At 69.5% G+C, this 25434-nt stretch carries 23 protein-coding genes and 2 pseudogenes; 18 read left to right on the plus strand and 7 right to left on the minus strand.

Annotation, left to right across the window (positions count from 1 at the left end; genetic code table 11):
- Both ACTWQE_RS15535 and ACTWQE_RS15540 read right to left on the minus strand, forming a co-directional pair.
- The coding region (locus tag ACTWQE_RS15535; RefSeq protein ID WP_443329523.1) for a hypothetical protein at positions 1-1344 on the minus strand (1344 nt) is incomplete at its 3' end.
- 95 nt (positions 1345-1439) lie between these two features.
- On the minus strand, positions 1440-2687 hold the full coding sequence (locus ACTWQE_RS15540) for an AAA family ATPase (RefSeq protein WP_443329524.1): 1248 nt from the start codon (positions 2685-2687) through the stop codon (positions 1440-1442).
- A gap of 502 nt (positions 2688-3189) precedes the next feature.
- On the opposite strand from ACTWQE_RS15540, the gene ACTWQE_RS15545 reads away from it, so the two are divergent.
- The 6 genes from ACTWQE_RS15545 (at position 3190) to ACTWQE_RS15570 (ending at position 8223) form a co-directional block, all read left to right on the plus strand.
- Entirely contained in the window at positions 3190-3687 is a 498-nt protein-coding gene (locus ACTWQE_RS15545) for a hypothetical protein (RefSeq protein ID WP_443329525.1), read from the plus strand.
- Positions 3684-4718 carry a TniB family NTP-binding protein gene (locus tag ACTWQE_RS15550; protein ID WP_443329526.1) on the plus strand — a complete coding sequence of 345 codons (1035 nt, stop codon included), beginning with the start codon at positions 3684-3686 and terminating at the stop codon, positions 4716-4718. Before ACTWQE_RS15545 ends, ACTWQE_RS15550 begins: the two co-directional genes overlap by 4 nt.
- Positions 4719-4777: 59 nt before the next feature.
- Positions 4778-5647 (plus strand): TniQ family protein, encoded by an 870-nt coding sequence (locus tag ACTWQE_RS15555; protein ID WP_443329527.1) that lies wholly within the window; start codon positions 4778-4780, stop codon positions 5645-5647.
- Between the two features lie 626 nt (positions 5648-6273).
- Positions 6274-6699 (plus strand): hypothetical protein, encoded by a 426-nt coding sequence (locus ACTWQE_RS15560; RefSeq protein WP_443329528.1) that lies wholly within the window; start codon positions 6274-6276, stop codon positions 6697-6699.
- Positions 6700-6932: 233 nt separating this feature from the next.
- Entirely contained in the window at positions 6933-7058 is a 126-nt protein-coding gene (locus ACTWQE_RS15565; protein WP_443329529.1) for a hypothetical protein, read from the plus strand.
- Between the two features lie 826 nt (positions 7059-7884).
- On the plus strand, positions 7885-8223 hold the full coding sequence (locus ACTWQE_RS15570) for a hypothetical protein (protein WP_443329530.1): 339 nt from the start codon (positions 7885-7887) through the stop codon (positions 8221-8223).
- 224 nt (positions 8224-8447) lie between these two features.
- Here ACTWQE_RS15570 and ACTWQE_RS15575 read toward each other — a convergent pair whose 3' ends face one another.
- Both ACTWQE_RS15575 and ACTWQE_RS15580 read right to left on the minus strand, forming a co-directional pair.
- On the minus strand, positions 8448-8867 hold the full coding sequence (locus ACTWQE_RS15575; protein ID WP_443329531.1) for a nuclear transport factor 2 family protein: 420 nt from the start codon (positions 8865-8867) through the stop codon (positions 8448-8450).
- A gap of 402 nt (positions 8868-9269) precedes the next feature.
- Positions 9270-10283: an NADP-dependent oxidoreductase gene (locus tag ACTWQE_RS15580; RefSeq protein WP_443329532.1), complete on the minus strand. Its 1014-nt coding sequence runs from the start codon at positions 10281-10283 to the stop codon at positions 9270-9272.
- A gap of 112 nt (positions 10284-10395) precedes the next feature.
- Here ACTWQE_RS15580 and ACTWQE_RS15585 point away from each other — a divergent pair, with 112 nt between their 5' ends.
- Positions 10396-10995: a TetR/AcrR family transcriptional regulator gene (locus ACTWQE_RS15585; RefSeq protein WP_443329533.1), complete on the plus strand. Its 600-nt coding sequence runs from the start codon at positions 10396-10398 to the stop codon at positions 10993-10995.
- Positions 10996-11239: 244 nt separating this feature from the next.
- Entirely contained in the window at positions 11240-12118 is an 879-nt protein-coding gene (locus tag ACTWQE_RS15590) for a helix-turn-helix domain-containing protein (RefSeq protein WP_443329534.1), read from the plus strand.
- Positions 12119-12123: 5 nt separating this feature from the next.
- Here ACTWQE_RS15590 and ACTWQE_RS15595 read toward each other — a convergent pair whose 3' ends face one another.
- Positions 12124-12627: a hypothetical protein gene (locus ACTWQE_RS15595; RefSeq protein WP_443329535.1), complete on the minus strand. Its 504-nt coding sequence runs from the start codon at positions 12625-12627 to the stop codon at positions 12124-12126.
- Between the two features lie 429 nt (positions 12628-13056).
- Here ACTWQE_RS15595 and ACTWQE_RS15600 point away from each other — a divergent pair, with 429 nt between their 5' ends.
- From ACTWQE_RS15600 to ACTWQE_RS15610, 3 genes and pseudogenes are all read left to right on the plus strand, one after another.
- The gene (locus ACTWQE_RS15600) at positions 13057-14184 is read left to right on the plus strand and encodes a hypothetical protein (protein ID WP_443329536.1); all 1128 of its coding nucleotides are present in this window, start codon (positions 13057-13059) and stop codon (positions 14182-14184) included.
- A gap of 218 nt (positions 14185-14402) precedes the next feature.
- A pseudogene (locus tag ACTWQE_RS15605) lies at positions 14403-14747 on the plus strand (TnsA-like heteromeric transposase endonuclease subunit); the annotation flags it as partial.
- 105 nt (positions 14748-14852) lie between these two features.
- Positions 14853-14960 (plus strand): annotated as a pseudogene (locus tag ACTWQE_RS15610) (IS5/IS1182 family transposase); the annotation flags it as partial.
- 287 nt (positions 14961-15247) lie between these two features.
- On the opposite strand, the gene ACTWQE_RS15615 reads toward ACTWQE_RS15610, so the two are convergent.
- Positions 15248-15700: a phosphate-starvation-inducible PsiE family protein gene (locus ACTWQE_RS15615; protein WP_443329537.1), complete on the minus strand. Its 453-nt coding sequence runs from the start codon at positions 15698-15700 to the stop codon at positions 15248-15250.
- 120 nt (positions 15701-15820) lie between these two features.
- Positions 15821-17671: a PucR family transcriptional regulator gene (locus ACTWQE_RS15620; protein ID WP_443329538.1), complete on the minus strand. Its 1851-nt coding sequence runs from the start codon at positions 17669-17671 to the stop codon at positions 15821-15823.
- Between the two features lie 294 nt (positions 17672-17965).
- On the opposite strand from ACTWQE_RS15620, the gene ACTWQE_RS15625 reads away from it, so the two are divergent.
- The 7 genes from ACTWQE_RS15625 to trxA all read left to right on the plus strand — a co-directional run bounded on the left by ACTWQE_RS15625 (position 17966) and on the right by trxA (position 25431).
- The gene (locus ACTWQE_RS15625; RefSeq protein WP_443329539.1) at positions 17966-18448 is read left to right on the plus strand and encodes a general stress protein; all 483 of its coding nucleotides are present in this window, start codon (positions 17966-17968) and stop codon (positions 18446-18448) included.
- Between the two features lie 61 nt (positions 18449-18509).
- Positions 18510-20405, plus strand: coding sequence for a molecular chaperone DnaK (gene dnaK, locus ACTWQE_RS15630; protein ID WP_443329540.1), 1896 nt, complete (start codon positions 18510-18512; stop codon positions 20403-20405).
- An 8-nt stretch (positions 20406-20413) separates the two neighbouring features.
- A complete protein-coding gene (locus tag ACTWQE_RS15635) occupies positions 20414-21034 on the plus strand; it encodes a nucleotide exchange factor GrpE (protein ID WP_443329541.1) in 621 nt (206 codons plus the stop codon).
- Between the two features lie 5 nt (positions 21035-21039).
- Positions 21040-21984 (plus strand): DnaJ C-terminal domain-containing protein, encoded by a 945-nt coding sequence (locus ACTWQE_RS15640; RefSeq protein WP_443329542.1) that lies wholly within the window; start codon positions 21040-21042, stop codon positions 21982-21984.
- Complete coding sequence (locus tag ACTWQE_RS15645) at positions 21984-22346, plus strand: chaperone modulator CbpM (protein WP_443329543.1); 363 nt, start codon at positions 21984-21986, stop codon at positions 22344-22346. Before ACTWQE_RS15640 ends, ACTWQE_RS15645 begins: the two co-directional genes overlap by 1 nt.
- A complete protein-coding gene (gene clpB / locus ACTWQE_RS15650) occupies positions 22337-24976 on the plus strand; it encodes an ATP-dependent chaperone ClpB (protein WP_443329544.1) in 2640 nt (879 codons plus the stop codon). Before ACTWQE_RS15645 ends, clpB begins: the two co-directional genes overlap by 10 nt.
- Positions 24973-25431 carry a thioredoxin gene (gene trxA, locus ACTWQE_RS15655; RefSeq protein ID WP_443329545.1) on the plus strand — a complete coding sequence of 153 codons (459 nt, stop codon included), beginning with the start codon at positions 24973-24975 and terminating at the stop codon, positions 25429-25431. Before clpB ends, trxA begins: the two co-directional genes overlap by 4 nt.
- The last annotated feature ends 3 nt before the right edge of the window (positions 25432-25434 follow it).

Here is a 25434-nt window from a genome sequence, read left to right on the forward strand (position 1 = left end):
CTCGTGATCGTGGTGGTGCATATAGGGCACCGTGATGGTACGGCCGGCCTGCCCGGCCATCCAGGCGGCGATGTAGTCGCGGTTCCTGAAGCGCACGCCGTGGCTGGTCAGCTTCCGCGGGCGGCCGTCGTCCTCGAGGGTGAGGGTCCACAGGTCGGCGGCGGGGATGTCCGTGACGGGGGTCGGATCGGACTGCCATGCCTCAAGCGGTGTACGGCCGGCCAGGGCCTGCGGACGGTGCTCGGTGTTCCACCAGTATGTCCACGCCAGCACCTCGGCGGTGAAGTCCTTAAACGACATGGCCGCGGACGTCTGCGGCCTGCGGCCCGCGTCTTTGCTGCGTCGGCCGGAGCGGGGCTTGGTGGAGGTGAGGGTGTAGCCCGGCAGAGCCGCGAACAGCATCCGGTCGACGGACCGGTTGAGGTTTTCCACCGTGCCCTTGAGGTGCGGGCTGTAGGCGGGCAGGTCCTTCACCGTCACGCCCATCGTGCCGAACGCGGTGATGACGGCGGTGGACAGGAAGTCCTTGCCCCTGTCCACCCTCACCTGCTCCGGTGTCCCTCCCGCGGGGCCATAGGGGTCATCACGTAGAACAGCTGAGCGCAGCGCGGCCAGCACGGAGGCACGTGAAGGGTAGGCAGGGGTGACGGCAGTGCCGGTGATGACTTTGGTGGCGGTGTCGATGAACCAGGTCACCCACGGGCGCACCAGGTCGCCGTCGGCATCGACCAGCAGCGGTGCCTGGACGTGATCGGCCTCCCACACGTGATTGCGCCAGGACGCCGCGCGTTTGCCGAAGACGTCATGCGCGCGTGCTGCTTCCGGCCCCGCGGCAAGACCGGCCCGCTCCCCCGCTGTGAGATCACGACGCACCGCGCGCAGGAACGTCGACAGCGAAGGCACCGGCTGAAGCAGAGGCACCGCGGCCGGCGGCGCGCCTGCGGGACCAGCCGCAGACTCAGGCACCGCCGCCGGCTGACCGCAACGGACGTCCCGGCCGGTCTCGGCCCGGGCCACCAACTGGCGGTGGACCGCGGAAGCGTTGCCGTGCCAATACGCCAACAGCACCCGGATCTCCCCCGTGATCTCGAACCGATCACTGCGGCGTCCTCCAGGCCGGATCGCTGTCTGACTGGACAGGGAGGCGTCAGCCAGCCACCGCCACACCGTCCGCTCCGACACGCCCAGGCACTCCCCGGCCAGGCGTACATGCTCCCGCGACAGCCGCCGCTCAGCACGCAGCGCCAGCAGACGACGGACCGCCGGCGCTCGCAACGCCGTCAAGGAGTCCTCCCCCAAAACATTGGCCGGATCGTCCGGCGGCGCCAGCGGCTGTCCGTCCACGTCGTCCCCTTCGTCTCTATTTCAGTCCGCCTTCATCACCTCACCGGAACAGGTGAAGGCCCACGTACACGGGCTCTCAAAAGGAGCCCGACCAGTCACGGGTACGGGCCAAGTCGCGCACAGGCTTGCTCGATCAAGTCCCGGTCCACGCGCCTGTCGGGACAGCGCTCTCGGGCCGCGTAGACGTGCGACGTGATCTTCGCCCACGTCCGGAAATTGCCGTGTGCCATCTGCTCGTCCGCCCGCGCAAGGTCGGCCGGGTCCGCCTCCGCCCACACCGGGTGGAACAGACTCAGCGTCTGCGGCACCCCAGCCGCATCCAGCCGACCGACCTGATGCCACGTCAGAACTCGCGAACGCAGCGCCGCCGCACGGGCAAGGGCCCGTTCGCTTCCCGCCCCGCACAGCACCAGCGCCGCCGCACAGCCCGGCGCGTCCCACAACTGCCGCAGATAGTCCAGCAACGGTGGCGTCAGACGCTGGGCGTCATCCAGAAACAGCACACCCGGCTCAGCCAGTGCCCGTATCAAAGCCTCGTTGGCCGGTCCCGCCCGGTGCGTCAGCGCCCCCGACGGCAGCCCAAGCGCCTCGCACAGCGCGGCCCGCAACTGCGGCAGACCAGGCCCCACCCCGACCACCGCCCGCCACACCGGCACCCGGCCGGGAAGAAGATGCAAAGCCTGCTCGACGGCGACCGTCTTCCCCAGGCCCGTATCCCCGTACACACAGCACATCCCCCGGGCCGCAACGGTATGCCCCACCGCCTCCACCACACTCGCCACCTGCCGCGTGGACACCAGCCGGGCCCCCGGCACGTACAACCGCACCCCGCCCCACACCCCCGTATCCGCGGCGCCCTGACCTCCCTCCGCTACAAACGCATCCGTGACTGGCCCGTCGACGACAGACGGCCCGCCCGCCCCGTCCGTGAAACCCAAATCCGCCAGCGCCCGGTCATACCCGCTCGGTTCCAACCCGGCCCCGGCCGGGCGGACCACCTCAAGCACCCGGCCCGCCCGCAGATCACGCTTGATCACCCGGTGCAGCGTCGCCAACGACGGCACACACTCCACACCCCACCGCGCAAGCACACCGGCTCCCCGCGCCTGAAGCATCCTGCGGCGCAGCTCCGCGACATTCCCGCCCGTCTCCGCAAGGACCTCCCACAAGGCGTCACTCAGCGAAAACCCGTCCTGCCGCGGCCGCGCCTCGACATGGCCCCGACGCCCATCGGCCAGCCACCGCCACACCGTCCGCTCCGACACCCCCGCCAACTCAGCCGCGATCCGCACATGCAACCGCGACAGCGTCCCCTCCTTGTCCACCGCAAGAAGCCGCCGCACCGCCACACCCCGCGCCAACGACGGACTCCCGGCCGGCACAACAGCAGCCGACCCCGCCTCAGCCTCACCCGCCGAAACCCCCTGAACCGTCATACAGCCCAGCCCACCCGACCCCGCCAACCCCTCACACAGGAACAGCGAAAGCCATGACAGCCGACAACGAACCTGCTAGCCACACCACAACAGCCATCTGATCACCCCATGACAGCAACCAAAACCCCGCCCCACACCCACAACCAGGACATACATGCCGCGATCCCGCTGACGCCCACCCGCTGCCACCACGCCACCCACTCACACCCCGAACGAGATGTGGGGCGCGCTGCTGGGCGCGTCCGGGTACGTGCCGCTGCCGCTGACCGGCGCCGACTACCTGGAACTGCTGCCCGTGCGCTTCCACCCCAGTAACCGGCCGCGGCATCCGCATCAACCACCGCACCTACGACCACGCCTGCCTCAATGAACACCGCGGCCGGCCCTCCCTCAGCGGCCCCGGCGGCAAGTGGGAGGTCCACCTCAACCCGCACGACGTGCGGCAGGTCTACTCTCGGCCCTGCTCGCCGGAGACCGGGAGCTCGGCGTCCCGGGCGCGGCGGACCGGCTGACCGACGGACAACTGCACGAAGTCCCGTGGATCCACCGCGACCACGTCCACGCCCCTATGGGCGAGACCGCCTGGCGTCACATCCGCGCCGCCCTCAACCGGCGTGGCCACCGCGAGGCACACGAGGCCGCCCTCGCCGACACCGCCGACCAGGTCCTGCGCCGCAGCCGCCCTCCTGCCCCACAGCCCGCAGCGGCTGCCACCCCGTCCCAGACGGCGGGCTCCCTGGAGGGGACATTGCCGGCTCAGCATCCCGCCCAGGACGCCGAGGGCAGTCTCGACGCCGTCGAAGCCAGCGCCCATGACGATGACGACAGCCAAGCCGGTGATGAAGACTCCCCGCCGCCGGCCGGATTCGCGCTGTACGACGCCCTCGAGGAAGCCGAACACTGGTGACCAGCCCCGACACCACGCCCCCCACTGAGGAGACGTCCGCAGGGGCAGTCACCACCTTCGACGCCTTCGCCCGGTTCGCCACCACCGCACCGCCCACGCCGCCGCAGCCGGGCCAGGCACCCCGCTCGCCGGAGAAACGCCTGGCCTACCACTCACAGTTCGTCACCGTGCGCACCCCGGCCATCGAAACCCTCTCGCGCAATGTGCGCACCCTGATGATCCTCGGCCGCCACCAGAGCGTCACCGCACGGCCGTCCCTGATCGTCACCGGCCCAGCCACGACGGGCAAGACGACCGCACTGCTCGAAGTGGGCCGCACCTGCCACCTGGCCCACACCCGCCGCGCCGCCCCGGGCGACGACAGCGTGCCCGTCGCCTACGTGCTGGTGCCGCCCGGCGCCACCGCCAAGACACTGGCCGGGGAGTTCGCCCGCTACCTCGGCATCCCTGTCACCACGCGCATGACCACCACGCAGATCACGACCGCCGTCTGCCACACCTACACCGCGGCCGGGGTCAAGCTCGTGCTGATCGACGAGATCCACCGGCTCAACCCGCGCACCTCCAGCGGCGCCGAGGCGGCCGACTGGCTCAAAGACCTCACCGAACGCGTGCCCGCGACGTTCGTCTACGCGGGCATCGACGTCACCGACAGCGCCGTATTCACCGGGGTGCGCGGCGCGCAGCTGGCCGGGCGTGCCTCCCTGATCGACTGCGGGGCTCTGCCCGCACGCGCCGGGTCGCGCGAACCGTTCCGGGAACTGATCGCCGCCCTCGAACAGGCCCTCGACCTGCACGCCCACCGGGCAGGCAGCCTGCCGAAGCTGGCCCCCTACCTGCACGAGCGGACCGCCGGACGGATCGGCAGCCTCTCCCGCCTCATCCGCCAAGCCGCCATCGAAGCCATCCTCGACAACAGCGAACGCATCACCAAGACACTGCTGGACAGCATCGCGCTCGACCACCTCGCCGAAGAGCACTACCGGCCCCGCAACCCCACCCGCCGCCGCACCCGCCCCAGCAGCCGGTGACCTTTCAGGCCGCAACCAGGCCATCACCCCCGGACCGGGCCGCCACCATGTGGCCATCCGTGCCCGGCCCGCTGCACGTACGGCCGCTGCCCGGCGAGGCCACCGCCTCCTACCTCACCTGCCTCGCCGCCGCCTACCGCCTCACCCCGGCCCAGCTCCTCGACGGTCTCGGAACCACCGTCACCGGCACCGAGCACGCCCCGCCCGCCGCCGAGATCCGCCTCAGCGCCGAAGCCGCCCGCCGCCTGGCCGGCTTCACACGCGTCCCCATCGCGCACCTCACCCGGGCCCTGCCCCACCTGCGCCCGCCCGCGCCCTCGTTGGCCAACACCGGTGCGCACGGCACGGCCACCGCCCGCTGGCACGCGGTCGAGACCGCCCTGCAGCCGTTGCCGGCGTGCACCGCCTGCACCATCCGCCGCAGCCCGCACGCAACAGCCCCCGCGTGGATCCACCCCTCGCCGGGCCTGCCCCGGATCATGATCTGCACCCGCCACCAGCAGGCCTCAAGCGACCCCCGGCATCCCGCGCCCCTCGACATCCGCCCCCTCCCCGAGCTCACCCGAACCCGCCCCGGCACCCGCCGCCCCCCGACACCGGTCTCCCTGAGCTGGGCATCGACGATCACGACACGCTGGTACGACCACCAACAGCACGCACACGAACGCTGGCACACACGCCTGCACCGGCTCACCGCCGCCAACCCCCGCATGTCGCCAGGCCCGGCCTCTCCCGCCCTGACCTGCCGCGAGCTGATCACCTACCCCGAAACCCTCACCCTCGCCGCGGCCCTGGACCGCCTGCCCCCGCACCCCCTGACACGCGCACAGCAGACCGCCTTCCTCCACCAACTCGCCGGCCGCCTCCAACTGCCCCGCCTCGCACCCGCCAACCACGACCTGCTCTGGCAACGCCTGCACGCCCACTGAACCAACCCACACCCCGACCCCGCCGAAATCAGCCGACAACTCCCCCTACCTATAGGCGCGCCAACCACCCTGCGCAAAAACACCACCACACTCAGCATCACTGCGCAGAACAAACAGCGAGGTCAACCCACACACCACCCCCGCCACGCCGCTCAATCCCACGTACACCTCCCCCACCGAGACGAACACACCGCTCAGTACAACTGAGCAACCACAGGTCACAACCAAGATCAATACGCAAGAGCACCAGCTACGCCACACCACCGGGCACTGCTGTTCACCCCGGCTGCGCCCGGCGGGCGCGTGCTATTGCAGACCCGCCGCATGGGAGGAACTTCTTACGGTCTGATTGTAACTTTCAGCGGGCGAATAACGTGGCGGGGAAGTGGTAGTTCGAAGCCGCTAATGCTAAGGTTGGCGGTGAAATTGCCAATGGGGGCGTCGCCAAATACTTCCAGATTTATTTCGGCATCAGCGCTTCCCCCGGCGGGTACGTCTACGGTCTGGCGCGCCCGGAATCCTGTTCCGGATATTTCGAGCACAATTTTTACTGCCGGACTTCCTGGGGGCACCGTCACGCTCACTGGAACCCCTACCGTCCGCCCTCGGCGAGCCACAAGCGGTCCGTGAAAGTCGACTTGAATTTCTCCGATCACAAACAGAAGCGGAATTTCAACGCGCTGCAAGCTGGCGCTTTTGACGACGTCAACGACGAGCGTAGCGGTTACCGCGTCGGCGGGGATAGTCGGTGGTGCGCTAAATTCCACCCTGCCCTCGACAAGGAGATTCCCGTGAATGGTCAAGGGGGTGTTAGGGCCAACCCTGCCAACCTCTTCAAATACGAGACCGCCGTCTTCATCGGGTCGGGACTTGAAGGCGATGATATCGACAAGGCGTATGAGCTGCCCACCGCCTGCAATGGAAGCCGATACTGTCCCAGCGAATGGCTTGACGACGAATCCTTGCTGCACGCTTTGGCCAGGTTGAGCTACGCGGTGCATCCTCAGGGGCTCTACATCCGACATCAGTCACCCATTTCACTGGAAGTCTGATCAAGGTAAAGAACACCTTGCGAGCCAGGGCCGACTGCCAGACTTGTGTGTCTAGACGCAGCCCAGCCTACGAATGGCGACGAACTTGCTCAAGGTCGCGGCTTCGTGTCTCCTTAATTCCAGTAGGACACGTTCGATTTGGTCATGCAACCGGAGTAGCTGCAGTGGCGCCGACACTGCCGGCGGTCAGCGAACCTGCACAATCGTCACTGGCCTGACCACCTTTTTTCGTCTTGCGGGCCGCAACCTACACCGACGCCGCACCGTGGACCAACGCCGACCAGGTCGGCGCCAAAACGATGACCACGAGGGACGAGCCGGCCGTGGCCTCCCACGCCGGCAAGCTGTACGTCATGTAGCGCCGCTGATCGCTGTGGCGGAGCGGTGGAGCGTCCAGCCGTCCAGGTCCTCGAAGCCCGTGCGAAGTCCGTGGGTGAGGTGAGGGGGTTGGCAGCAGGCGGGTGTTCCCTCCTCGGCGCGGCGGTAGGAGAGCCGGGCCACACCTCGTAAGGGGGCCCCTTTCCTCAGTAGTCAACCTGAGGAAAGGGGCCCCTTTGATGTCCAACGGCCGTCGGGCCACCGCGGCGAAGTCGGAGTCCTAGATCCAGCCCAGCACCGCGCTGGTGTTCTCATTGCCGTTCTGCAGAGCCCTTGGTACGCCTCCGTGTGGGAGGAGTCACGACGGTGTGCCGACGCATGGGCTGACGTCCGCACTGTGCGGTCACCCTCGGGGCCATCTCGTCCTCCGCGGCGCCGCTGTCTGCGTTCACTTGGCGCAGGTGTCGCGGGCAGGACGCGACCCTGGAGCGCCTCCGCGTCGACCGGCAACTCGAAGAGGCCCTCACCCACGGGCCCGATCCGCTCCACCTCGCCCAGGTGTTCGGGCTGGATGAGAAGACCGCAATGCGTTACGCAGACTCCGCGCGGGCCCTGCTGGAGCAAGCTGCCGAGCAGAAGCACCAGTGAAACCTGTTCGACCGGGACCCGAGATTGAAGCGAACATGGGCGGATGCCGTCGACCGAAGCAGCAGCCAGCGAACTACAGGACCGCGCCACTCTCTGGAGCGTGGGCGAGATCCCCGCAAGCGATGTCGTCAGCGCGGCCTGTGACGCGCTCGTCGTCGGCCTAGACAGCCCCGGACTTCGGGTGTAGCAGCCTGCACACGCGCCGAGGCGGACTACGACGTGCACGACTTGCTCCCCGAAGCGCTCGATGAGCTCGGCCTCATTCTTTATCCGGCCGCCAGCGAGGCCGGCCAAGAAGCCGCCGTGCGAGCGCTCGCACGACGCCTGCTGGCCGGCGAGCTGAAGCCTTGGGAGCTCACTTTCCGGATCAACCAGCGTTACGGGCATGAGCTGCCCCTAACAGCACGGCTCGCCGAACTCGATGACGAGTACACCTTCCTCGGATACGGCGGAGACAAAGCAGTAGCTCAGATCGATGCTGAGGTCACGGCCGAAGCCCGCCGCCTCGCCGCAGTCCACCCCCGCGTTCCCGCCGAACCCACGGACGTCCCCACCTGATGCACACGGACCGACCCCCGAGTTCCCACTGAACAAGCTTCGGTTTCCCTGAACCCACGGGGCTCGCCGGGTGTGAGTAGTTGAGGTACAGAAAGTGCCGCTGAGATTGATCTTGGTCGGGTTGGTCTACTTCGCGGGTGCGTCGAGCTGGCGGGGTACAGCGCCAGCGCGCAGTTCGCGCAGGTCCGGGATGTGGTTGTAGAGGGTGCCCGGGGAGACGTGCGTCACATGGCGTTGTCCAGACCGACGAGCACCTTCGCAATGAGCCACTCGCTTTGGGCGCGCTGCAGTGTGATGGCGTAGAAGCCGGTCGCGATCACGGTCGCGCTCCCGCCCGCGTTCGATGTCAGCGTCAGGTAGGCCCACACCTCTGCTGTGCCGGCGTCTGCACTGCGGATGACCATGTTGGTCAGGTTGTGTTTTCGCTGATCTGTTTGCGCTTGCGTTGCCTTTCGCACCAGGTCGAGAACCGCCGCGCGTCCGGTGAACGGGCCCTGCTCGACGTCACCGGCGATCGTGACCGTCATGGTGGAGTCCTCGGTCAGGAGGCTCTTCAATGCCACCAGATCTCCGTGATCCAGGGCGAAGGCGTAGCGTGCCAGCGTCTGCTGGACGGCGAGCTGCTCTGCGAGGGCGAGATCCATCGTCGGCATTGTGCCGAGGTAGCTGGTTCCCCAGCCGAAAGCCGCAGTTGTCGTCATGTCAAACCTCGCTCGTGCTCGGTTGCCGGGTGAAAGACGGGGCGCGGTCAGCGAAAGCAGCCGCATCTGAGCGGCAAGCGCGACCCGCGACCGACCGCCACACTGCGTCGACGACGGTGTGGTGCCTCCCGGTGCTGTATGCGGCGCCGTCGGGCACCAGATATGTGATCGTCTCGGCGATCTCCTGCGGCGAACCGAGCCGACCGAATGGGTCCGCTCGGTTCGCCGCAGCGAGCATCGCGGCGACCTGGTCGCGACGGGTCCCATGGTCTCGGGGGCGGCGTCCCGACGGCCGTTCAATGGCTTGAGGACGACCGCCGGACGCATCGGTGAGACGGCTCGTTGCTAAGCGACCGTGAGCACGATCTTGCCCCGGATGTGCCCCCGGCCGGCGCGCTCGTGCGCCGCTTGGGCATCCGCGAGCGCAAAGGTGCTGTCGATCGCGACGCGCAGCGTGCCCGCGGCGAGCAGGCGTAGCAGTTCGGTGAGCTGCGCGCCGCTCGAGCGGACCTGCGCGCTCGAGACCGTGACGCCCAGCTTTGCGGTCTCTTCTTCGTCGAAACCGCCAGGAAACACCGGGAACAGCGCGCCGCCGTGCTTGAGGGTAGGCAGGAAGCGCCTGGTGTCGGGACCCCCGACGGTGTCCAGGACGAGATCGACGTCACGGGCGGCTTCCTCGGGCCGGTCCTTGGTGTAGTCGATGAACTCGTCGGCGCCGAGCTCGCGCAGGAACGTCTCGTGAGCGCCGGAGGCCACGGCGATGACGCGGGCTCCCTTCCACTTGGCCAGCTGGAGTGCGAGGTGCCCCACGCCACCTGCAGCGCCGTTGATGAGCACCGTGGTCTTGCTGTCGAGTGCCGTCGGGCGGTGCTGGGCCTCTTGGAACGGTGAGGGGTGGTCGTGCCCGAGCTCGATCAGGAACTGCCATGCCGTCAACCCCGACATGGCCAGGCCGGCGGCCTGCACGTGGTCGATGGAGGCCGGCTTGAGTGCGAGGTCCGATGCCGGCGCGGTGACGTACTCGGCGTACGCGCCGGCTTGGAGAACGGTGGGGAAGCGCAGAAGGCCGACCACCTCGTCTCCGGCCGCGAAGCCGTTGACATCGGCTGCGACGTCTGCCACGACGCCTGAGACGTCGGTCCCTGGAATCAGAGGGAGATCGAACGTGGGCTTGACATCGGGAGGTACGTCAGGCATTCCCTCACGCGCGTACCAGTCAGGAGGATTGAGGCCGACCGCGTGCACGCGGACGAGCACCTCGCCCGGCCCCGGCTCGGGAACCGGCGCCTCCTCATGACGCAGCACCTCCGGGCCGCCGAAGCCGTGCAGCCGGATCGCCCTCATTGTGTGGGTGGGCATCTATCTCTCCTGTCCGCGCCGCGGGATAGACTTATCCGGATCAGCGATCCATATATCCGGACCACTGATCCGAATATATGGACCACTGATCCGGATAGTCAAGAGGGACATGATGAGGGCCGACGCCAGGAAGAACCACGACCACCTGCTCGTCGTTGCGGGCGCTGCCATCACCGAGCAGGGCGTCGACGTGTCCCTGCGCGACATCGCGCGCAGGGCCGATGTCGGACTCGCGACGCTGCTACGGCACTTCCCGACACGCGAGGCACTGCTCGATGCCCTGCTCCGCACGAGCTTCGACGAACTGACGGCAAAGGCAGGCGAACTCGAGACGTCGAGCTCGCCCGAAGACGCTCTCGTTTCATGGCTGCGCGACTGCGTCGCGTGGACAACCGAGTACCAAGGCGTCACCGAGCTGATGGCAGCGGCGATCGAGGACACCGAATCCGCACTCCACGCTTCGTGCGTCACCCTGCGCGCAGCCGGCACGCGACTCCTCACCCGCGCCCAGGCCGCGGGCAAGGCCCGAAGCGACATTGACGGCACCGATCTGTTCGCACTGGTAGCAGCACTGGCATGGCTCGGCGATCAACCCGCGCTCGCGCCACGCGCCGATCGTCTCTTCGAGGTCGTCGCGAGCGCGATTCTGACGAGTGTGGGGGGCAGCGATGCCGAGGGCGAACATCGCCCTCATACTCAGACCCGTGGCTGACATGGCCCCACGGTGTCGTTCGCGCTCTCCGCACTGCTCGTACGGTCGCTGCCTTCCGCACCTCGGCCCGTACCGCAGCCCGTGAGTCGCTACTGCGGCAGGCGCGGGCCGGCGCCTCCCCGCACGCACTCGCCGACGGGGACGGCTGGCTCGAAGTCCTGGCCCCCACCCGCACCCGGCCCCTGCACGCCCTGCTGTTCACCCCCGGGCCCACACCCCGGGCCGAGCGGTAGAGCCGCCGCGCATGGCCTTCTACGACATGAACCACCGAGAGCGCATCGTCTTCATCCGCGCCCTGGACGCCATCGTCGCGCTGATGAACCAGCCGCTGACCGACGCCTCCCGACGGGCCATCATCCGGCTACTGGCCGCCCTGTTCGACGCCGGCCCCGCGGGCACCGGCGACACCGCCAGCGAAACTCGAATGGGCCGCCGAAGCAGCCCGCGACCTCCGCCTCCCGGACCATGCCGCACCCGACCAGGCCCGGCAGTGGATCCACGCCGCACACGGGACCACGTGCGCACCACCGAAATGCTCGCCGAATGGCCCGCGAAACACCCGTGCTGGAAGCTCCACACCCTGGGCGTCCTGCCGCGCCGCCTGGTGCTGCTCACCAACGCCCAAGGCCTGAAAGTCAGTGCCCTGGCGACTCGGGCAGGCCTTCCGGCTCCCCGGGTGCGGAGCTGGCTCAGCGGCGCAGGCAGACCCGACGCCGACGCCCGCCACACCCTTGCCAAGGCCCTGGGCATCCATACCGGCTGGCTAGCACCCGAACGGGACGAGCACGTCGATCCTGTCTACCGCTTCCGTCACGGCGGCCCCTGCGACGCGGCCACCTCGTTCACCCTCGACTGGCTCGACCCGGACCCAATGGGAGCCGCGAGCACCGACCGGGGATGGTGGTGCGACGGATGCGGCCAGCCCTACCTCGCCGACACCACCGGCCGGCTCTACCCCGCCCCCCTGTTCGTCCGGGACGAACGCCACCCCTACCCGGCAGTCGACCCCACGACCGACCTCAGCCACCCCTGGCCCCACGCCCTCTGGGTCGCCGAACCCGACCCCCAGCGCACCGGAGGCTCCTACCGGCTTCCCCTCTCCTATGAGCACATCCCGTCCTAGTGACATCACAATCGAGGTTCACCTGGTACAAGCCGCCGTATCCGCCGACGCCCTCCGGGCAGCTGCGGCGCAGCAGCGGAATAAGGGCCTCGGCCATCGCCATGCAGCGCGGGTCTGTCCCGTACGAAGGCATAGAGGCCCGGCCGGTCACCTGGTCGCTGGTCGCCGGCTTGCCGTGCCATTCGGTGACAGCGCAATCGCCTGGCACATCTCTGGGGTTGCGGGGGGTCGGCACGTTTGCCGGGTCTCTTCGCCGCCGCTTCCTTCGCCTTCCTGACCGTGGACTTTCTCCCGCCTGCTTCCTTCGGCTGCCCGCCCCTGGCCTGCTGGGTTTTCCGGACGCTCTCTTCGAGGGCGGCCATGAGGTCGACGACCGGCCTGGCCGCAGCCTCCGGCTCCGGTGGCGGCTCCAGTTCGCGGCATTCCAGCTTCGCCGCGGCGATCTGCTCCAGCGCCTGCGGGTAGTGGTCCGTCATCTCCTGCTCCGGCACCTCGTCCATGCTGTCCATGAGGGCTTTGGCCCCCTGCAGCTCCTGGTCAGTGATCTGTACGTCAGCACTGGGGGCGAGTCCGGCGTGGGGGCGGATCTCGTATCGGGCCAGAGCATCGTGCGCATGGTCAGGGCGCCCTGGTGGATCCGGATCATCGCCAGGACTTCCTTGCCGCGCAAGGCCACCTTGATGAGCTCCAGTTGCTACCGAGGCCAGTTGGACAGAAAGCACAAGGCTCACGCGGACGCGGAGAAGAAGGTTGGCGACTTCTCGTGGACGGTGGCGCGCTCGTGGTCGCGTTGTCGGCCTGAGCCACCGGATTGGTCGGAATGCCGAGCATCGCTTCGGCCTCGGCGACGTTAAGCACGTCGTGCCGGACACCTTGCGTAACACCCCCGCCCCCACGCCGGAGACGGCTCCACCCCGTTCAGAGATCGGGTGGTGCCGGTGAACGCCCCCGACATGGGATCGGCGACCAGGACTGTGCGGATTGTCCTGGTCGCGGATCCCGGGCTGACCGCGGAGATCGCCAGGGAGCTGGCTTCCGATCTTCCCAACCGGCTCAGACTGCAGCTCGGTTCACAGACCGAGGGGCAGGTGCGCACGATCACCGCTCCCTTGGTCGCGGATGAAAAGGTCGAAGTGTCCGACATGGCGGAAGTCGTCAGCGCGCTGCTGCCTGACGAAGACTGGGACATCGCCGTCTGCATCAGCGACCTCCCTCGCCGCGCCCGCCTGCATCCGGTCAGTGTCGAGATCAACCCCGACCGCCGTGTCGCCCTGGTCTCGCTGCCCGCCCTCGGCACGCTGGGCCTTCGCCGGCGGGTGGCCCGTGCCATGGTCGGCGTCATCGGCAGCCTCGCCCCGGATGTCGAAGGCCCTGCTCAGCCCCCGGTGCTCGGCCGCCGTGCCACCGAAACCGAGAGAACGACGAAAGACTCCGGGCCCGGGGATCCGAACCGCTACGTCGTGCCCGGTCTGCGCGGCCACCTCCGCCTGGTGTCGGGCATGGTGCGGGCCAACCGCCCCTGGCGGCTGTTCACCACCCTCTCCAAGTCCCTGGCCGGCGTGTTCGCGACCGCAGCCTTCGGCATGATCAACGGTGTCTCGTGGGTGATCGCCGTCGGCCTGAGTTCCTGGCGCCAGGTATTGATCGGGGTCCTGTCGGTCTTCGCTCTGACCGCGTGGATCATCATCGATCACCAACTGTGGGAGCGCACCGGCGGGGGCCTGCCCAGCGCTCACGCCCCGCGCCACCCCTACAACCTCGTCACGGCCATCACCATCTCCCTGGGCGTGCTGTTCCTGTACGCGATGCTCTTCGTGACGCTGACCGCCGTCGCCGCCCTGCTGCTGGTCCCCTCCGTCCTCGGCGGGTTCCTGCAAGAGCCCGCTCAGGCACACGACTATGTGGCGCTGAGCTGGTTCATCACCTCCATCGCCATGGTCGGCGGCGCCTTCGGCTCCGGCCTGGAGGAGCAAGAGGCAGTGCGCAACGCCGCCTACGGGCGGCGCCACCGCGACCGCTGGAGACAGCTGAGGGAACAAGGCATCGCGGTGGAGAGGGACCACTAGAACGACGGACCCGGGCGAGCCTGGTTCCCTCGTGACCGTGGCCGGCAGGCGTTGCCGGTGTGGCGAAGGAGCGCCCCTGCCCTGATCCCCCGGTGCCGGTGACCATCAGGGCAGGGGCGCGCCGCCCGTGGCATTGAGGATCTCGGCCGTCTGGATGCCCTCACCGGGACGGCCCCACTACTGCTGGTGCATTACGCCTCTGGGGCGATGCGGATGTGATGCTGCTCGGCCGGGATCCGCGCGTCAGCGGCCTGGCGGCCCGGCCGCATCGCGGTGGCGTGAGCCGGACGGGGTGCAGTGCGCACGCTCCCCAGGTGATGCTGCGGCTCGCCGATGGTCAGGGGGTACTGGCGGACTGCACCGTGAGACCGGGGCTTTCGCAGCGTCAGCGGTCTCTGGCGGCGGTGGTCGGGGAGATCTGTGCGGCGCTGGGCTGGCGGTACTGGGTGCTCGGGCCGGTCGATCCGGTGTACCGGCGCAATGTGGCCTGGCTGGCCGGGTACCGGCATCCGCGGCACCACGGTGGACAGCAGCTGGCGGCAGCACTCCAGGAGACATTCGCCGAGCACACGCCGCTGTGGGAGGGCGTGCGGAAGATCGGGGATCCGTTGGTGGTGCGCTGTTCCATGCCTTGTGGGCGGGGCAGTTGTCGGCGGATCTGGGCACGCCGAAGGCTCAGCCCGCGCTACGAACGCCATCCCCGAAACTACCTGGCCCTTCTCGGTCTTGCGGCGGCCCTGTGCTGCTACAAGCGACTTCTCCGCCCCACCACATAGGACACCGTCTAAGACGCCGGAAACCATCACCAACACCACACACCGCCGTCATCAACGAACCCCGAACAACCTCCACGCCCACCACCACCGCCCTCAGCACCCAGAACGCACCCGCCACCTGCTCAAAGAATCTTCAACACCCCAGCCCAAGCCACTACCACCACACCAACGGCCAGCGCCCCTCCCTCAATGGGCCCCTGCTGCTCAGCAGGCCAGCGGGTGCCGGCGCCCCTGGGCGGGCGGGTCCGCGGACCCCCGGCCACCGGGTCTCCGCCCCCCGCCCCTGATCAGGCGGTCGGTGCGCCCCGGACAGGGAGGAAGTCCTCGGGACGTGTCGAGCGCCGCCAGACGTAGACGGCCAACGCCATCACGAGGATCAGCCCCATCAGCACGAGCAATTCGATCCCCTGGCCGCTCCACCGGAAGGACTTGTCCGCCTCGGCCGTCACGATGAGCACCTTGCGGATGCCGGCGATCAGCCCGACGACCAGGAACGGTTCGGCGTCCAGCGTTCGGTTCCTGATGGTGAGACGGACGGTGTGCAGCAGCTCGGCCACGATGAACAGCACCAGGCTGTTGTCCAGCGCGGACAGCACGACCGTCTCCTCGCGGTACGGCCCCTCGATCGCGTCCACGACATCGTCGACGACCCCGGCGGTCAGCAGTCCGGCGAGCACGACCAGGAGCACCGCGACGACGAGATGGATGCCGTCCTCAACCGTCTGCAGAAGGCTCTGCACACGGCGTCCCTCGAATCTGCGGGGAAGGGGCGGCACATACAGCAATCTAGGGCCGCACCGCCGGGAGGGGGCCGCCATGATCCGCCGGTCGGGTGGCCGCCGTGCCGCTCGGCGGGCTTTTCAGGCCGCCGTAGCGCCGCTCAGGACCCTCCACACCCGCGTCGCCACATGCAGGTTGAGCCTGCTGTCCACGTCCGAGAGGTCCAAGCCGCCGATCTTGCGGATCCGCTGGAGCCGGTAGCGCAGTGTGCTGCGGTGGATGGCGAGCACCGAGGCGGTCGTGTCGTAGTTCCCGCCGCACTCGAAGTACTGGGACAGGGTTTCGACCAGGTCGGTGTGGTGCTGTGCGTCGTAGTCCAGGAGCGGCCCGAGCCATTCGCGGGCGAAGGCCTCGACCTCCTCGGAGTCGTTGCGCGGCCCGAGCAGCCGGTACAGGCCCAGGTCGTCGAAGAAGGTCATGCCGGACGACCTGCGGGACTGCCGCCGTATCTCCAGGGCCCTCAGCGCCTCCTGGTAGGAGCGGGGGACGCGGGCGGGCGAGTCGCACCGTCCGCCCACGCCGATTGCTCCGGCCGTCGTCCCGGTCTCCCGCGCCAGCACGTCGTAGAGCGCGGTGCCCCGGGGTTTGCCCTGGCTGATCAGCACCACCGCGTCCGAGCGGCGGACCAGCAGTGAGCGCATCCCCACCGCGAAGGCGGAGCGGTCGACGGTCTGGACGAAGGAATCATCCGTCTTCCTGCCGGGCCACTGCACCGCGAGCACGTACTGGGGGCCGTGGAGGTCGTGGCCGACCGCCTCAGAGCGGACGTAGGCGCTCACCTCGTCCGTACCGGCCAGGAGGTCGTCGACGAGATCGCGCCGCAGGCGCAGCTCCACCTCGGCGAGGCTCCGCAGATGCACCAGCTCCAGGGCGAGTGAGGCCGCGGCGTGCTGCAGGGCGAACACGGTGCGCTCGTCGGCGCGGCCGTCCGGGTCGACGAGGGCCAGCACGCCCAGCACCTCACCGCCGGGCTTGACCAGCGTGATCAGTCGGCGCCGGACCCGCACGGGCATGGGGCGGCGGGCCGCGTTCTGCAGCATCTCCTCGCGGCGCACGGCATCGGATTTGGGATACGGGTCGGGACGCCCAGGCCCCGCCCAGGCCCTGAGGTTCCCGAAGCGGTCCTCGATGACCGCGGGGAGGCCGGTGACCTCGTGCAGGACCCGGACGATTCCCGCCTGCCCACCCTGGTCGGCAGCCACCCGGTCGAGGGACTCGTGCACGTTTTGCTGGTATTCCAGTTCGGACAGTGACGAGTCCAGCCTCAGGTGTGTGGCCTCCAGTTCGTCGCGCCGGCGCTCCAGTTCGACGGCGGCCTCGTCCTCCCGGCGGTGCGCGGCCGCGCTTGACAGCGCCGCGGCGGTCTGCTGCACGAGCACCGCCAGCAGATCCTGCGCGTCCCGACTCGGCCTGGTGGCGCAGCGCACCACGAGGTAGCCGAAGAAGCCGCTCAGGCAGCGCAGCGCGTACGCCCGGCTCCACACCCGCGGCGAGAGGGCCACGGGCCCGTCGCGGCCCCCCAGCTCCCGCACCTGACGGTCGAGGTCGGTTTCGGACCCGCTCGAGTCGTCCTCCGCCGGGACGCGGGTCAGCCGGCCGTCCACCACGAGATACCCGGCCTCGCCGGTGCACGCGTCGAATCCGTTCACCCCGGCCAGGGCCAGGTGCAGGATCGCGGCTTCCTCCGTAGCGGCGAACATGGCTCGGGAGAGCGCGTACAGGTCCTGTGGGTCCGAGGCGTCCCCCTCCTGGGGGACCCGCCGGGCCCCGCCCCTCCGTGTCTCCGGTGTCCGGGGCCCGTCCTCCCCGGACACCGGCGCGGCGTCTGCCGGGCGCCGGCCGGCGCGGTCGTCGCCTTCCCGGGGGCCGGGGTGGTCGCCCTCCCCGCGGTGGTGGGAGGGCGAGTTCCGGGCCATGTGTGTTGGAGTCACTCCGCCTCCTCGGTCTGAGGGGATGACCGGCTGCGCCGCGAGTACCTCCGTGCGGCGGGTCAACCCGGTCCGCGCCCTGACCGGCCCCGTGCCCCCGGGTGGACCCCCGCTCCAAAATTTTGATCCGGCAGGGGCAGGCGGGCGGTGTCCGGTCTCGTCAGTCTGGTGTTGTGAGGCCGGGTTGCCGGATTTACGCCCCACCTGCCCATGCACCTGATGCGCAGGCCCGAAGGCCCCGCCGTCCCGGCACTGCCTGCCACCCCCGCGGTCCGGCAGAGAAGGAGGGCTACGGCGATGAACGACCAGGCCACCAGGCCCGTCGCCTCGTACACAACGTACGCCGAGGCCGAACGCGCTGTCGACTACCTCTCCGACCTGGGATTTCCCGTTCACAAAGTGGCGATCGTCGGCCATGACGTACGTCTGGTCGAGCAGGTCGTCGGCCGCATGGACTACGGCCGGGCCGCGCTCCACGGGGCAGCGGCCGGAGCGGTCCCGGGCGCTCTCATCGGCTGGATCTTCGGACTCCTGGACTGGCTGGACCCCGTCGTCGCCGGCCTGCTGCTCGCGCTCTACGGACTGATCTTCGGAGCCCTGATCGGCGCCCTGCTCGGTCTCTTGATGTACGCGCTGCAGGGAGGCCGCCGGGACTTCGCCTCGGTCAGCGCCATGCAGCCCAGCCGGTACGAGGTCGTGGCGGAGGAGGACGTCGCCGACGAGGCGGCACGGCTGATCGCCGGCCTGCGGGGCGCGAGAGGTCACGAGGCCACCACATGACACATCTCCGGCACCGGCCGGACACCGGCCGGTGCCGTGCCGGATCGAGAAGGAGTCCCTCATGGGCAAGGCAGTCGGTATCGACCTGGGCACCACCAACTCGGTGATCGCCGTGTGGGAAGGCGGGGAACCCTCGGTCCTCCCCAATGCCGAAGGCTCCCGCACCACGCCGTCCGTCGTCGCGTTCACCGACACGGGCGAGCGCCTCGTGGGACAGCTGGCCCGCCGCCAGGCGATCCTCAACCCCAAGGGCACCATCTACTCGGCCAAGCGGTTCATCGGCCGCCACTACGACGAGATCTCCGACGAGGCGAAGGCGGTCGGGTTCGACGTGGTACCCGACGAGCACGGGAACGCGCGCTTCAAGGTGCGGGACAAGCTGTACGCCCCCGAGGAGATCAGCGCACTGGTGCTGCGCAAGCTCGCCGACGACGCGGGAAAGCAGCTGGGCGAGCGGGTCACGGAGGCGGTCATCACCGTGCCGGCCTACTTCAACGACGCCCAGCGCACAGCCACCAAGGACGCCGGGCGGATCGCGGGGCTCGAGGTCCTGCGGATCATCAACGAGCCGACGGCGGCCGCCCTCGCGTACGGCATGGACAAGAAGGCGCACGAGACGGTACTCGTCTTCGACCTCGGGGGAGGCACCTTCGACGTGAGCATCCTCGACGTGGGCGACGGGGTCGTCGAGGTGCGCTCCACCGCGGGTGACAGCCACCTCGGGGGCGACGACTTCGACCGCCGCCTCGTGGACCACCTCGCGGACGCCTTCCAGAAGGACAACAGCATCGACCTGCGGCAGGATTCGCAGGCGCTGCAACGGCTCTTCGAGGCTGCGGAGAAGGCGAAGACCGAGCTGAGCTCGGTGACCCAGACGCAGGTGAACCTGCCGTTCATCACCGCGGATGCCTCCGGTCCCAAACACCTCACCATGTCGGTCATGCGGTCCACGTTCGAGCAGATGACCTCGGATCTGGTGGAGCGCTGCCTCGGGCCGGTGCAGCAGGCCATGGGCGACGCGAAGATCAGCGAGAGCGATGTCGACGAGGTCATCCTGGTCGGCGGATCCACCCGGATCCCGGCCGTCCAGGCCCTGGTCCGCCGGCTGACCGGCGGCAAGGAGCCCAACATGAGCGTTAACCCCGATGAGGTCGTGGCGACGGGCGCCGCGATCCAGGCCGGGGTGCTCAAGGGCGAGGTCAAGGACGTGCTGCTGCTCGATGTCATTCCGCTCTCGCTGGGTGTCGAGACCCGCGGCGGCGTGATGACGAAGATCATCGAGCGGAACACGACGATCCCGGTACGCCGTACTGAGACCTTCTCCACGGCCGAGGACAACCAGCCGGCCGTCGATGTGGTCGTCCTCCAGGGCGAACGCGAGCGGGCCGCCGACAACCGGGTGCTGGGCCGCTTCCAGCTCACCGACATCCGCCCGGCCCCCCGGGGCGAACCGCAGATCGAGGTCATCTTCGACATCGACGCCAACGGCATCCTGAACGTCACCGCGCGGGACAAGGACACCGGCAAGGAGCAGGGCATCACGATCAGCGAGAGCTCCAACCTCGACCGCAGCGAGGTGGAGCGGATGGTCGAGGAGGCCGAACGCAACCGGGGCGAGGACCAGGCGCTCCGCGAGGCGGTCGACGCACGCAACGAGCTCGACGCCACCGCCTACCAGGTCGAGAAGCGGCTGGCCGAACTCGGCGACGCCGCTCCGGCCCACGAGAAGGCGCGTGCGGAGATGCTCGTGGGCGAGGCCCGCCAGGCCGTCAAGGACGAGGCCGGGGTGGACAAGGCCAGGCCCCTGGTCTCGGAACTGCAGCAGGTCATGGCGGGGCTCATGGCACACCGGGCGGGCGGTCCCGCGGGCGGGGAGCCCGGAGCCGAGGACACCGGTCCCGGCGGAGCCGCCGAGGGCGGGGACGACGTCATCGACGCCGAGTTCGACAAGGGCTGAGGGCCGCCATGTCCACCCATCCGCAGGAACCCGACCCGGTGCCGGAGGGCGCCGCCCGGCCTCCTCAGGAGGACCTGCCTCCTCAGCAGGAGCGGTCTCCCCGGGAGGATCTGCCACGGCCCGGTCCGGGCGGCCCGGGGACTGCCTCGGATGAGGCCCCGGACGCGGCGACCGGCACCGGCGCGGCTACGGACGAGCATGCCGCGGCCCTGGACGAGCTCCGGGACCGCTGGCGCCGCGCCCTGGCCGAGCTCGACAACCTGCGCAAGCGCCACGCCAAGGAACTGGAGCGCGAACGGGCCGCCGAACGTGCCCGTACGGCCGCGGCGCTGCTGCCGGTCATCGACAATCTCGAACTGGCGCTGGCCCATGCCCAGGCCGACCCGGGCGCGATCCTGGAGGGCGTCAAGGCGGTGCGCGACCAGGCCGTGGACGCCCTGGAACGGCTCGGCTTCCCCCGGTACACCGAGACCGGCGTGCCGTTCGACCCGACGCGGCACGAGGTGGTCGGCGTGGTCGAGGACACCGACGCGGAGCCGGGCACGGTGGTGCAGGTCCTGCGCCCCGGTTACGGCGACGCCGACCGCCAGATCAGGCCCGCCGCCGTCACCGTCGCCAAGCGGGAGTGACCGCCATGGCACGGGACTTCTACGAGGTGCTCGGGGTGTCGCGGGGGGCGAGCTCCGACGATATCCAGCAGGCGTACCGCAAACTGGCCCGCCGGTACCACCCCGACGTGAACAAGAGCCCCGAGGCCGAGGAACGCTTCAAGGAGCTCAACGAGGCCTACAGCGTGCTGTCCGACCCCAAGTCCCGGTCCCGCTACGACCGCTTCGGCGAGGACTTCCGCAAGATCCCGGAGGACTACGAGGAGCGGGTCGCCGCGGGCGCGGGCGCAGGAGGCTTCCGGGGCCGGACCACCGCCGGCGAAGGCGGCCCCCGGGTCCGCTACGTGCGCGGCTTCGGCGAGGACGTGGAAGGCGGCATCGACTTCGAGGACCTGTTCGGGTCGGTCTTCGGCGCCGGCGGTGCCCGGGGCCCCGTACCGGGCGCCGACCAGGAGGCCGAGCTGCCGCTCACGGTCGAGGAGGCCTACCGCGGAGGACGCCGCAGGGTCACCCTCGGCGGCCCCTCCTGGCAGCGCAGCTACGAAGTGAACGTCCCGCCCGGGGTGACCGACGGCCAGCGCATCCGGCTGGCCGGTCAGGGCGGCGGCGGCAGCGGCGCCGCCCCGGCGGGCGACCTGTATCTGCGGGTGAGGATCCAGCCGCATCCGCAGTTCCGGCTGGAGGGCCGGAACGTCCACGTCCAGCTTCCCGTCACCCCATGGGAGGCCGCGCTGGGGGCGACCGTCCCCGTGCCCACCCCCAGCGGCACGGCCAAGGTCACCGTCCCCGAAGGGTCCTCCAGCGGCCGGCGCCTGCGGCTGCGCGGCGAGGGCATGCCGAACCCGCGCGGCACGAACGGCGACCTCTACGCCGAACTGCGCATCGTGGTGCCGCCCAAGCTCAGCGACCGGGAACGCGAGCTGTTCGAGCAGCTCGCGGCCACCTCCTCGTTCGACCCCCGGAGGACATGATGAGCGACCGTGGCGTGAGAACGGCCGTGGACGCCCCCGGCCCGGCAGTCGCCCAGTACGCGCTGGTCCCCGTGCCCAGGCTGTCCCTGGAGTCCGTGGCCCGCCGCTCCCAACTGCATCCCGATCTGATCCGCCGGTTCGTGGCTCTCGGACTGCTCGACGCCGAGCGGGACGCCACCGGAGAGCTGATGTTCGCCCGTACCGCGCCGGCGACCCTCGCCCGCATCCAGCGGCTGCGCGCCGGACTCTGCCTCAACTACACATCCATCGGCCTGGTGCTGGACCTGCTCGACCGCATCAGCCGGCTCGAAGCCGCACTGCGGCGCAGCGGCACGAGGAGTGATCAACCACCATGGACATGAACCGCCTGACCCAGAAGTCCCAGGAAGCTCTTCAGGACGCCCAGACCAAGGCCGTGCGACTGGGACAGAGCGAAGTCGACGGCGAACACCTGCTGCTGGCCCTGCTCGACCAGGAGGGCGGCCTGGTACCGCGGCTGATCAACCAGGTGGGCACGGACCCCGCGGCCCTGCGCAGCATGCTGGAGGCCGAGGTCGGCCGCAAGCCGAAGGTCACCGGGCCCGGCGCCGCTCCCGGCCAGGTCTTCGTCACACAGCGCCTCGCCCGGCTGCTGGACACGGCCGAGCAGGAGGCCAAGCGGCTCAAGGACGAGTACGTTTCGGTGGAGCACCTCCTCCTCGCGCTCGCCGAGGAGGGTTCCGCCACCGCCGCGGGGCGCGCGCTGAAGGAGCACGGGGTCACCAAGGAGGCGTTCCTCTCCGCCCTCACCCAGGTGCGCGGCAATCAGCGCGTCACCTCCGCCAATCCGGAGGTGGCCTACGAGGCCCTGGAGAAGTACGGCCGTGACCTGGTCGCCGAGGCCAGGGACGGCAAGCTGGACCCGGTCATCGGGCGGGACGCCGAGATCCGCCGCGTCACCCAGATCCTCAGCCGTAAGTCGAAGAACAACCCGGTGCTCATCGGCGACCCCGGCGTCGGCAAGACCGCCATCGTCGAGGGACTGGCGCAGCGCATCGTGCGGGGGGATGTTCCCGAGGGGCTCCGCGACAAGACCGTCTTCGCCCTGGACATGGGCTCCCTGGTCGCGGGCGCCAAGTACCGCGGCGAGTTCGAGGAACGCCTCAAGGCCGTGCTCAGCGAGGTCAAGGCCGCCTCCGGGCGCATCCTGCTGTTCGTCGACGAGTTGCACACCGTGGTGGGCGCGGGCGCCGCCGAGGGCGCCATGGACGCCGGCAACATGCTCAAGCCGATGCTCGCCCGCGGTGAACTGCACATGATCGGCGCCACCACCCTCGACGAGTACCGCAAGCACATCGAGAAGGATGCCGCGCTCGAGCGCCGCTTCCAGATGGTGCTGGTGGATGAGCCGAGCGTGGAGGACAGCATCTCCATCCTCCGCGGCCTGCGCGAACGCCTCGAAGTCTTCCACGGCGTCAAGATCCAGGACACCGCCCTGGTCGCCGCGGCCACCCTGAGCCACCGTTACATCACCGACCGGTTCCTGCCGGACAAGGCCATCGACCTCGTCGACGAGGCCTGCGCCCGGCTCCGTACCGAGATCGACTCCATGCCCGCGGAGCTGGACGAGATCACCCGCAGGGTCACCCGGCTGGAGATCGAGGAAGCGGCGCTGGCCAAGGAGACCGACCCCGCCAGCCAGGCCCGGCTCGAGGAGCTGCGGAAGGAACTGGCCGACCTCCGTGCCGAGGCCGACGCCCAGCATGCCCAGTGGGAGGCCGAACGGCAGGCCATCCGCCGCGTGCAGGAGCTGCGCCAGGCGCTGGAGCAGGTCCGCCGCGATGCGGAAAGCGCGGAGCGCGCCTACGACCTCAATCGGGCCGCGGAGCTCCGCTACGGCAAGCTGCAGGAGCTGGAGCGCCGGCTCGCCGCCGAGGAGGAGAAGCTGGCCGACAAGCAGGGTGAGCACCGGCTGCTGCACGAGGTCGTCACCGAGGAGGAGATCGCCGAGATCGTCGCCGCCTGGACGGGCATCCCCGTCGCCCGCCTCCAGGAGGGCGAGCGGGAGAAGCTGCTGCGACTCGACGAGATCCTGCGCGAGCGCGTCATCGGCCAGGACGAGGCCGTGAAGCTCGTCGCCGACGCCATCATCCGGGCCCGCTCCGGGATCCGCGACCCCCGCCGTCCCATCGGGTCGTTCATCTTCCTGGGCCCCACCGGCGTCGGCAAGACCGAGCTGGCCAAGACGCTGGCCGCCGCCCTCTTCGACTCCGAAGAGAGCATCGTGCGCCTGGACATGAGCGAGTACCAGGAGCGGCACACCGTCAGCCGGCTCGTCGGCGCGCCCCCGGGATACGTCGGCTACGAAGAGGGCGGCCAGCTGACCGAGGCGGTGCGGCGCAAGCCGTACTCGGTTGTGCTGCTCGACGAGATCGAGAAGGCGCACCCCGACGTCTTCAACACGCTGCTCCAGGTGCTCGACGACGGGCGGATCACCGATGCCCAGGGACGCACGGTCGACTTCCGCAACACCGTGATCATCATGACGTCCAACATCGGTTCCGAGCACCTCCTCGAAGGGGCCACCGCCGAAGGCGAGATCAAGCCGGACGCCCGCGCCCGGGTGATGGGGGAACTGCGGGCGCACTTCCGGCCCGAGTTCCTCAACCGTGTCGACGACATCGTGCTCTTCAAGCCCCTGGGCGAACCCCAGATCGAGCGGATCGTCGAGCTGCAGTTCGACGAGCTGCGCCGCCGGCTGTCGGAGCGCCGGATCACCGTCGAACTCACCCCCTCCGCCCGTGAGCTCATCGCACAGGAGGGCTTCGACCCCGTCTACGGAGCACGGCCGCTGCGCCGCTTCATCTCCCACGAGGTCGAGACGCTGGTCGGTCGAGCCCTGTTGCGCGGTGACGTACGGGACGGGGCCACGGTCACCGTCGACGCCCGGAACGGCGAACTGGTGGTCACCTACGACCAGCCGGAGGAGGCAGAGATGCGGAGGGCCGCATGAAGACTCTGCGGAGCACGACCGTCAAGTGCGTCGCCTGCGGGCGCGCCAACCGGATACCCGCGGCCGCGGAGGGCCGCCCCAAATGCGGCAACTGCCAGTCGCCGCTGCCGTGGATCGTCGACGCGGGCGACGACGACTTCACCGAGATCGCCGAGAAGGCCGCGCCCTTCGTCCTCGTCGACCTGTGGGCGGAGTGGTGCGCACCCTGCCGGATGGTCAGCCCCGCGCTCGAACAGGTCGCCAGGGAACTCGCCGGAAAGGTCAAACTCGTCAAGGTCGACATCGACAAGAACCCGCGGCTCATGCGCCGGTTCGGGGCGCAGGCGGTACCGACGCTGCTGCTCCTCGACAAGGGAGAGGTGATCGCCCGGCGCACGGGGGCCGCCCCCGCGCCCGCGCTGCGTTCGTGGGTCGAGCAGTCCATGCCGGCAGGATGGCCGGCCGGTGAGGGGTGATCC

Source organism: Streptomyces sp. 8N706 (genome assembly GCF_052245415.1).
GTDB lineage: Bacteria > Actinomycetota > Actinomycetes > Streptomycetales > Streptomycetaceae > Streptomyces.

What these genes read in the sequence shown, in the direction of transcription:
- ACTWQE_RS15575 (WP_443329531.1), bottom strand. Translation starts at nt 8,867, where the DNA reads ATGGATCTCGCCCTCGCAGAGCAGCTCGCCGTCCAGCAGACGCTGGCA.
- ACTWQE_RS15580 (WP_443329532.1), bottom strand. Translation starts at nt 10,283, where the DNA reads ATGCCCACCCACACAATGAGGGCGATCCGGCTGCACGGCTTCGGCGGC.
- ACTWQE_RS15585 (WP_443329533.1), top strand. Translation starts at nt 10,396, where the DNA reads ATGAGGGCCGACGCCAGGAAGAACCACGACCACCTGCTCGTCGTTGCG.
- ACTWQE_RS15590 (WP_443329534.1), top strand. Translation starts at nt 11,240, where the DNA reads ATGGCCTTCTACGACATGAACCACCGAGAGCGCATCGTCTTCATCCGC.
- ACTWQE_RS15595 (WP_443329535.1), bottom strand. Translation starts at nt 12,627, where the DNA reads ATGGACAGCATGGACGAGGTGCCGGAGCAGGAGATGACGGACCACTAC.
- ACTWQE_RS15625 (WP_443329539.1), top strand. Translation starts at nt 17,966, where the DNA reads ATGAACGACCAGGCCACCAGGCCCGTCGCCTCGTACACAACGTACGCC.
- dnaK (WP_443329540.1), top strand. Translation starts at nt 18,510, where the DNA reads ATGGGCAAGGCAGTCGGTATCGACCTGGGCACCACCAACTCGGTGATC.
- ACTWQE_RS15635 (WP_443329541.1), top strand. Translation starts at nt 20,414, where the DNA reads ATGTCCACCCATCCGCAGGAACCCGACCCGGTGCCGGAGGGCGCCGCC.
- ACTWQE_RS15640 (WP_443329542.1), top strand. Translation starts at nt 21,040, where the DNA reads ATGGCACGGGACTTCTACGAGGTGCTCGGGGTGTCGCGGGGGGCGAGC.
- ACTWQE_RS15645 (WP_443329543.1), top strand. Translation starts at nt 21,984, where the DNA reads ATGAGCGACCGTGGCGTGAGAACGGCCGTGGACGCCCCCGGCCCGGCA.
- clpB (WP_443329544.1), top strand. Translation starts at nt 22,337, where the DNA reads ATGGACATGAACCGCCTGACCCAGAAGTCCCAGGAAGCTCTTCAGGAC.
- trxA (WP_443329545.1), top strand. Translation starts at nt 24,973, where the DNA reads ATGAAGACTCTGCGGAGCACGACCGTCAAGTGCGTCGCCTGCGGGCGC.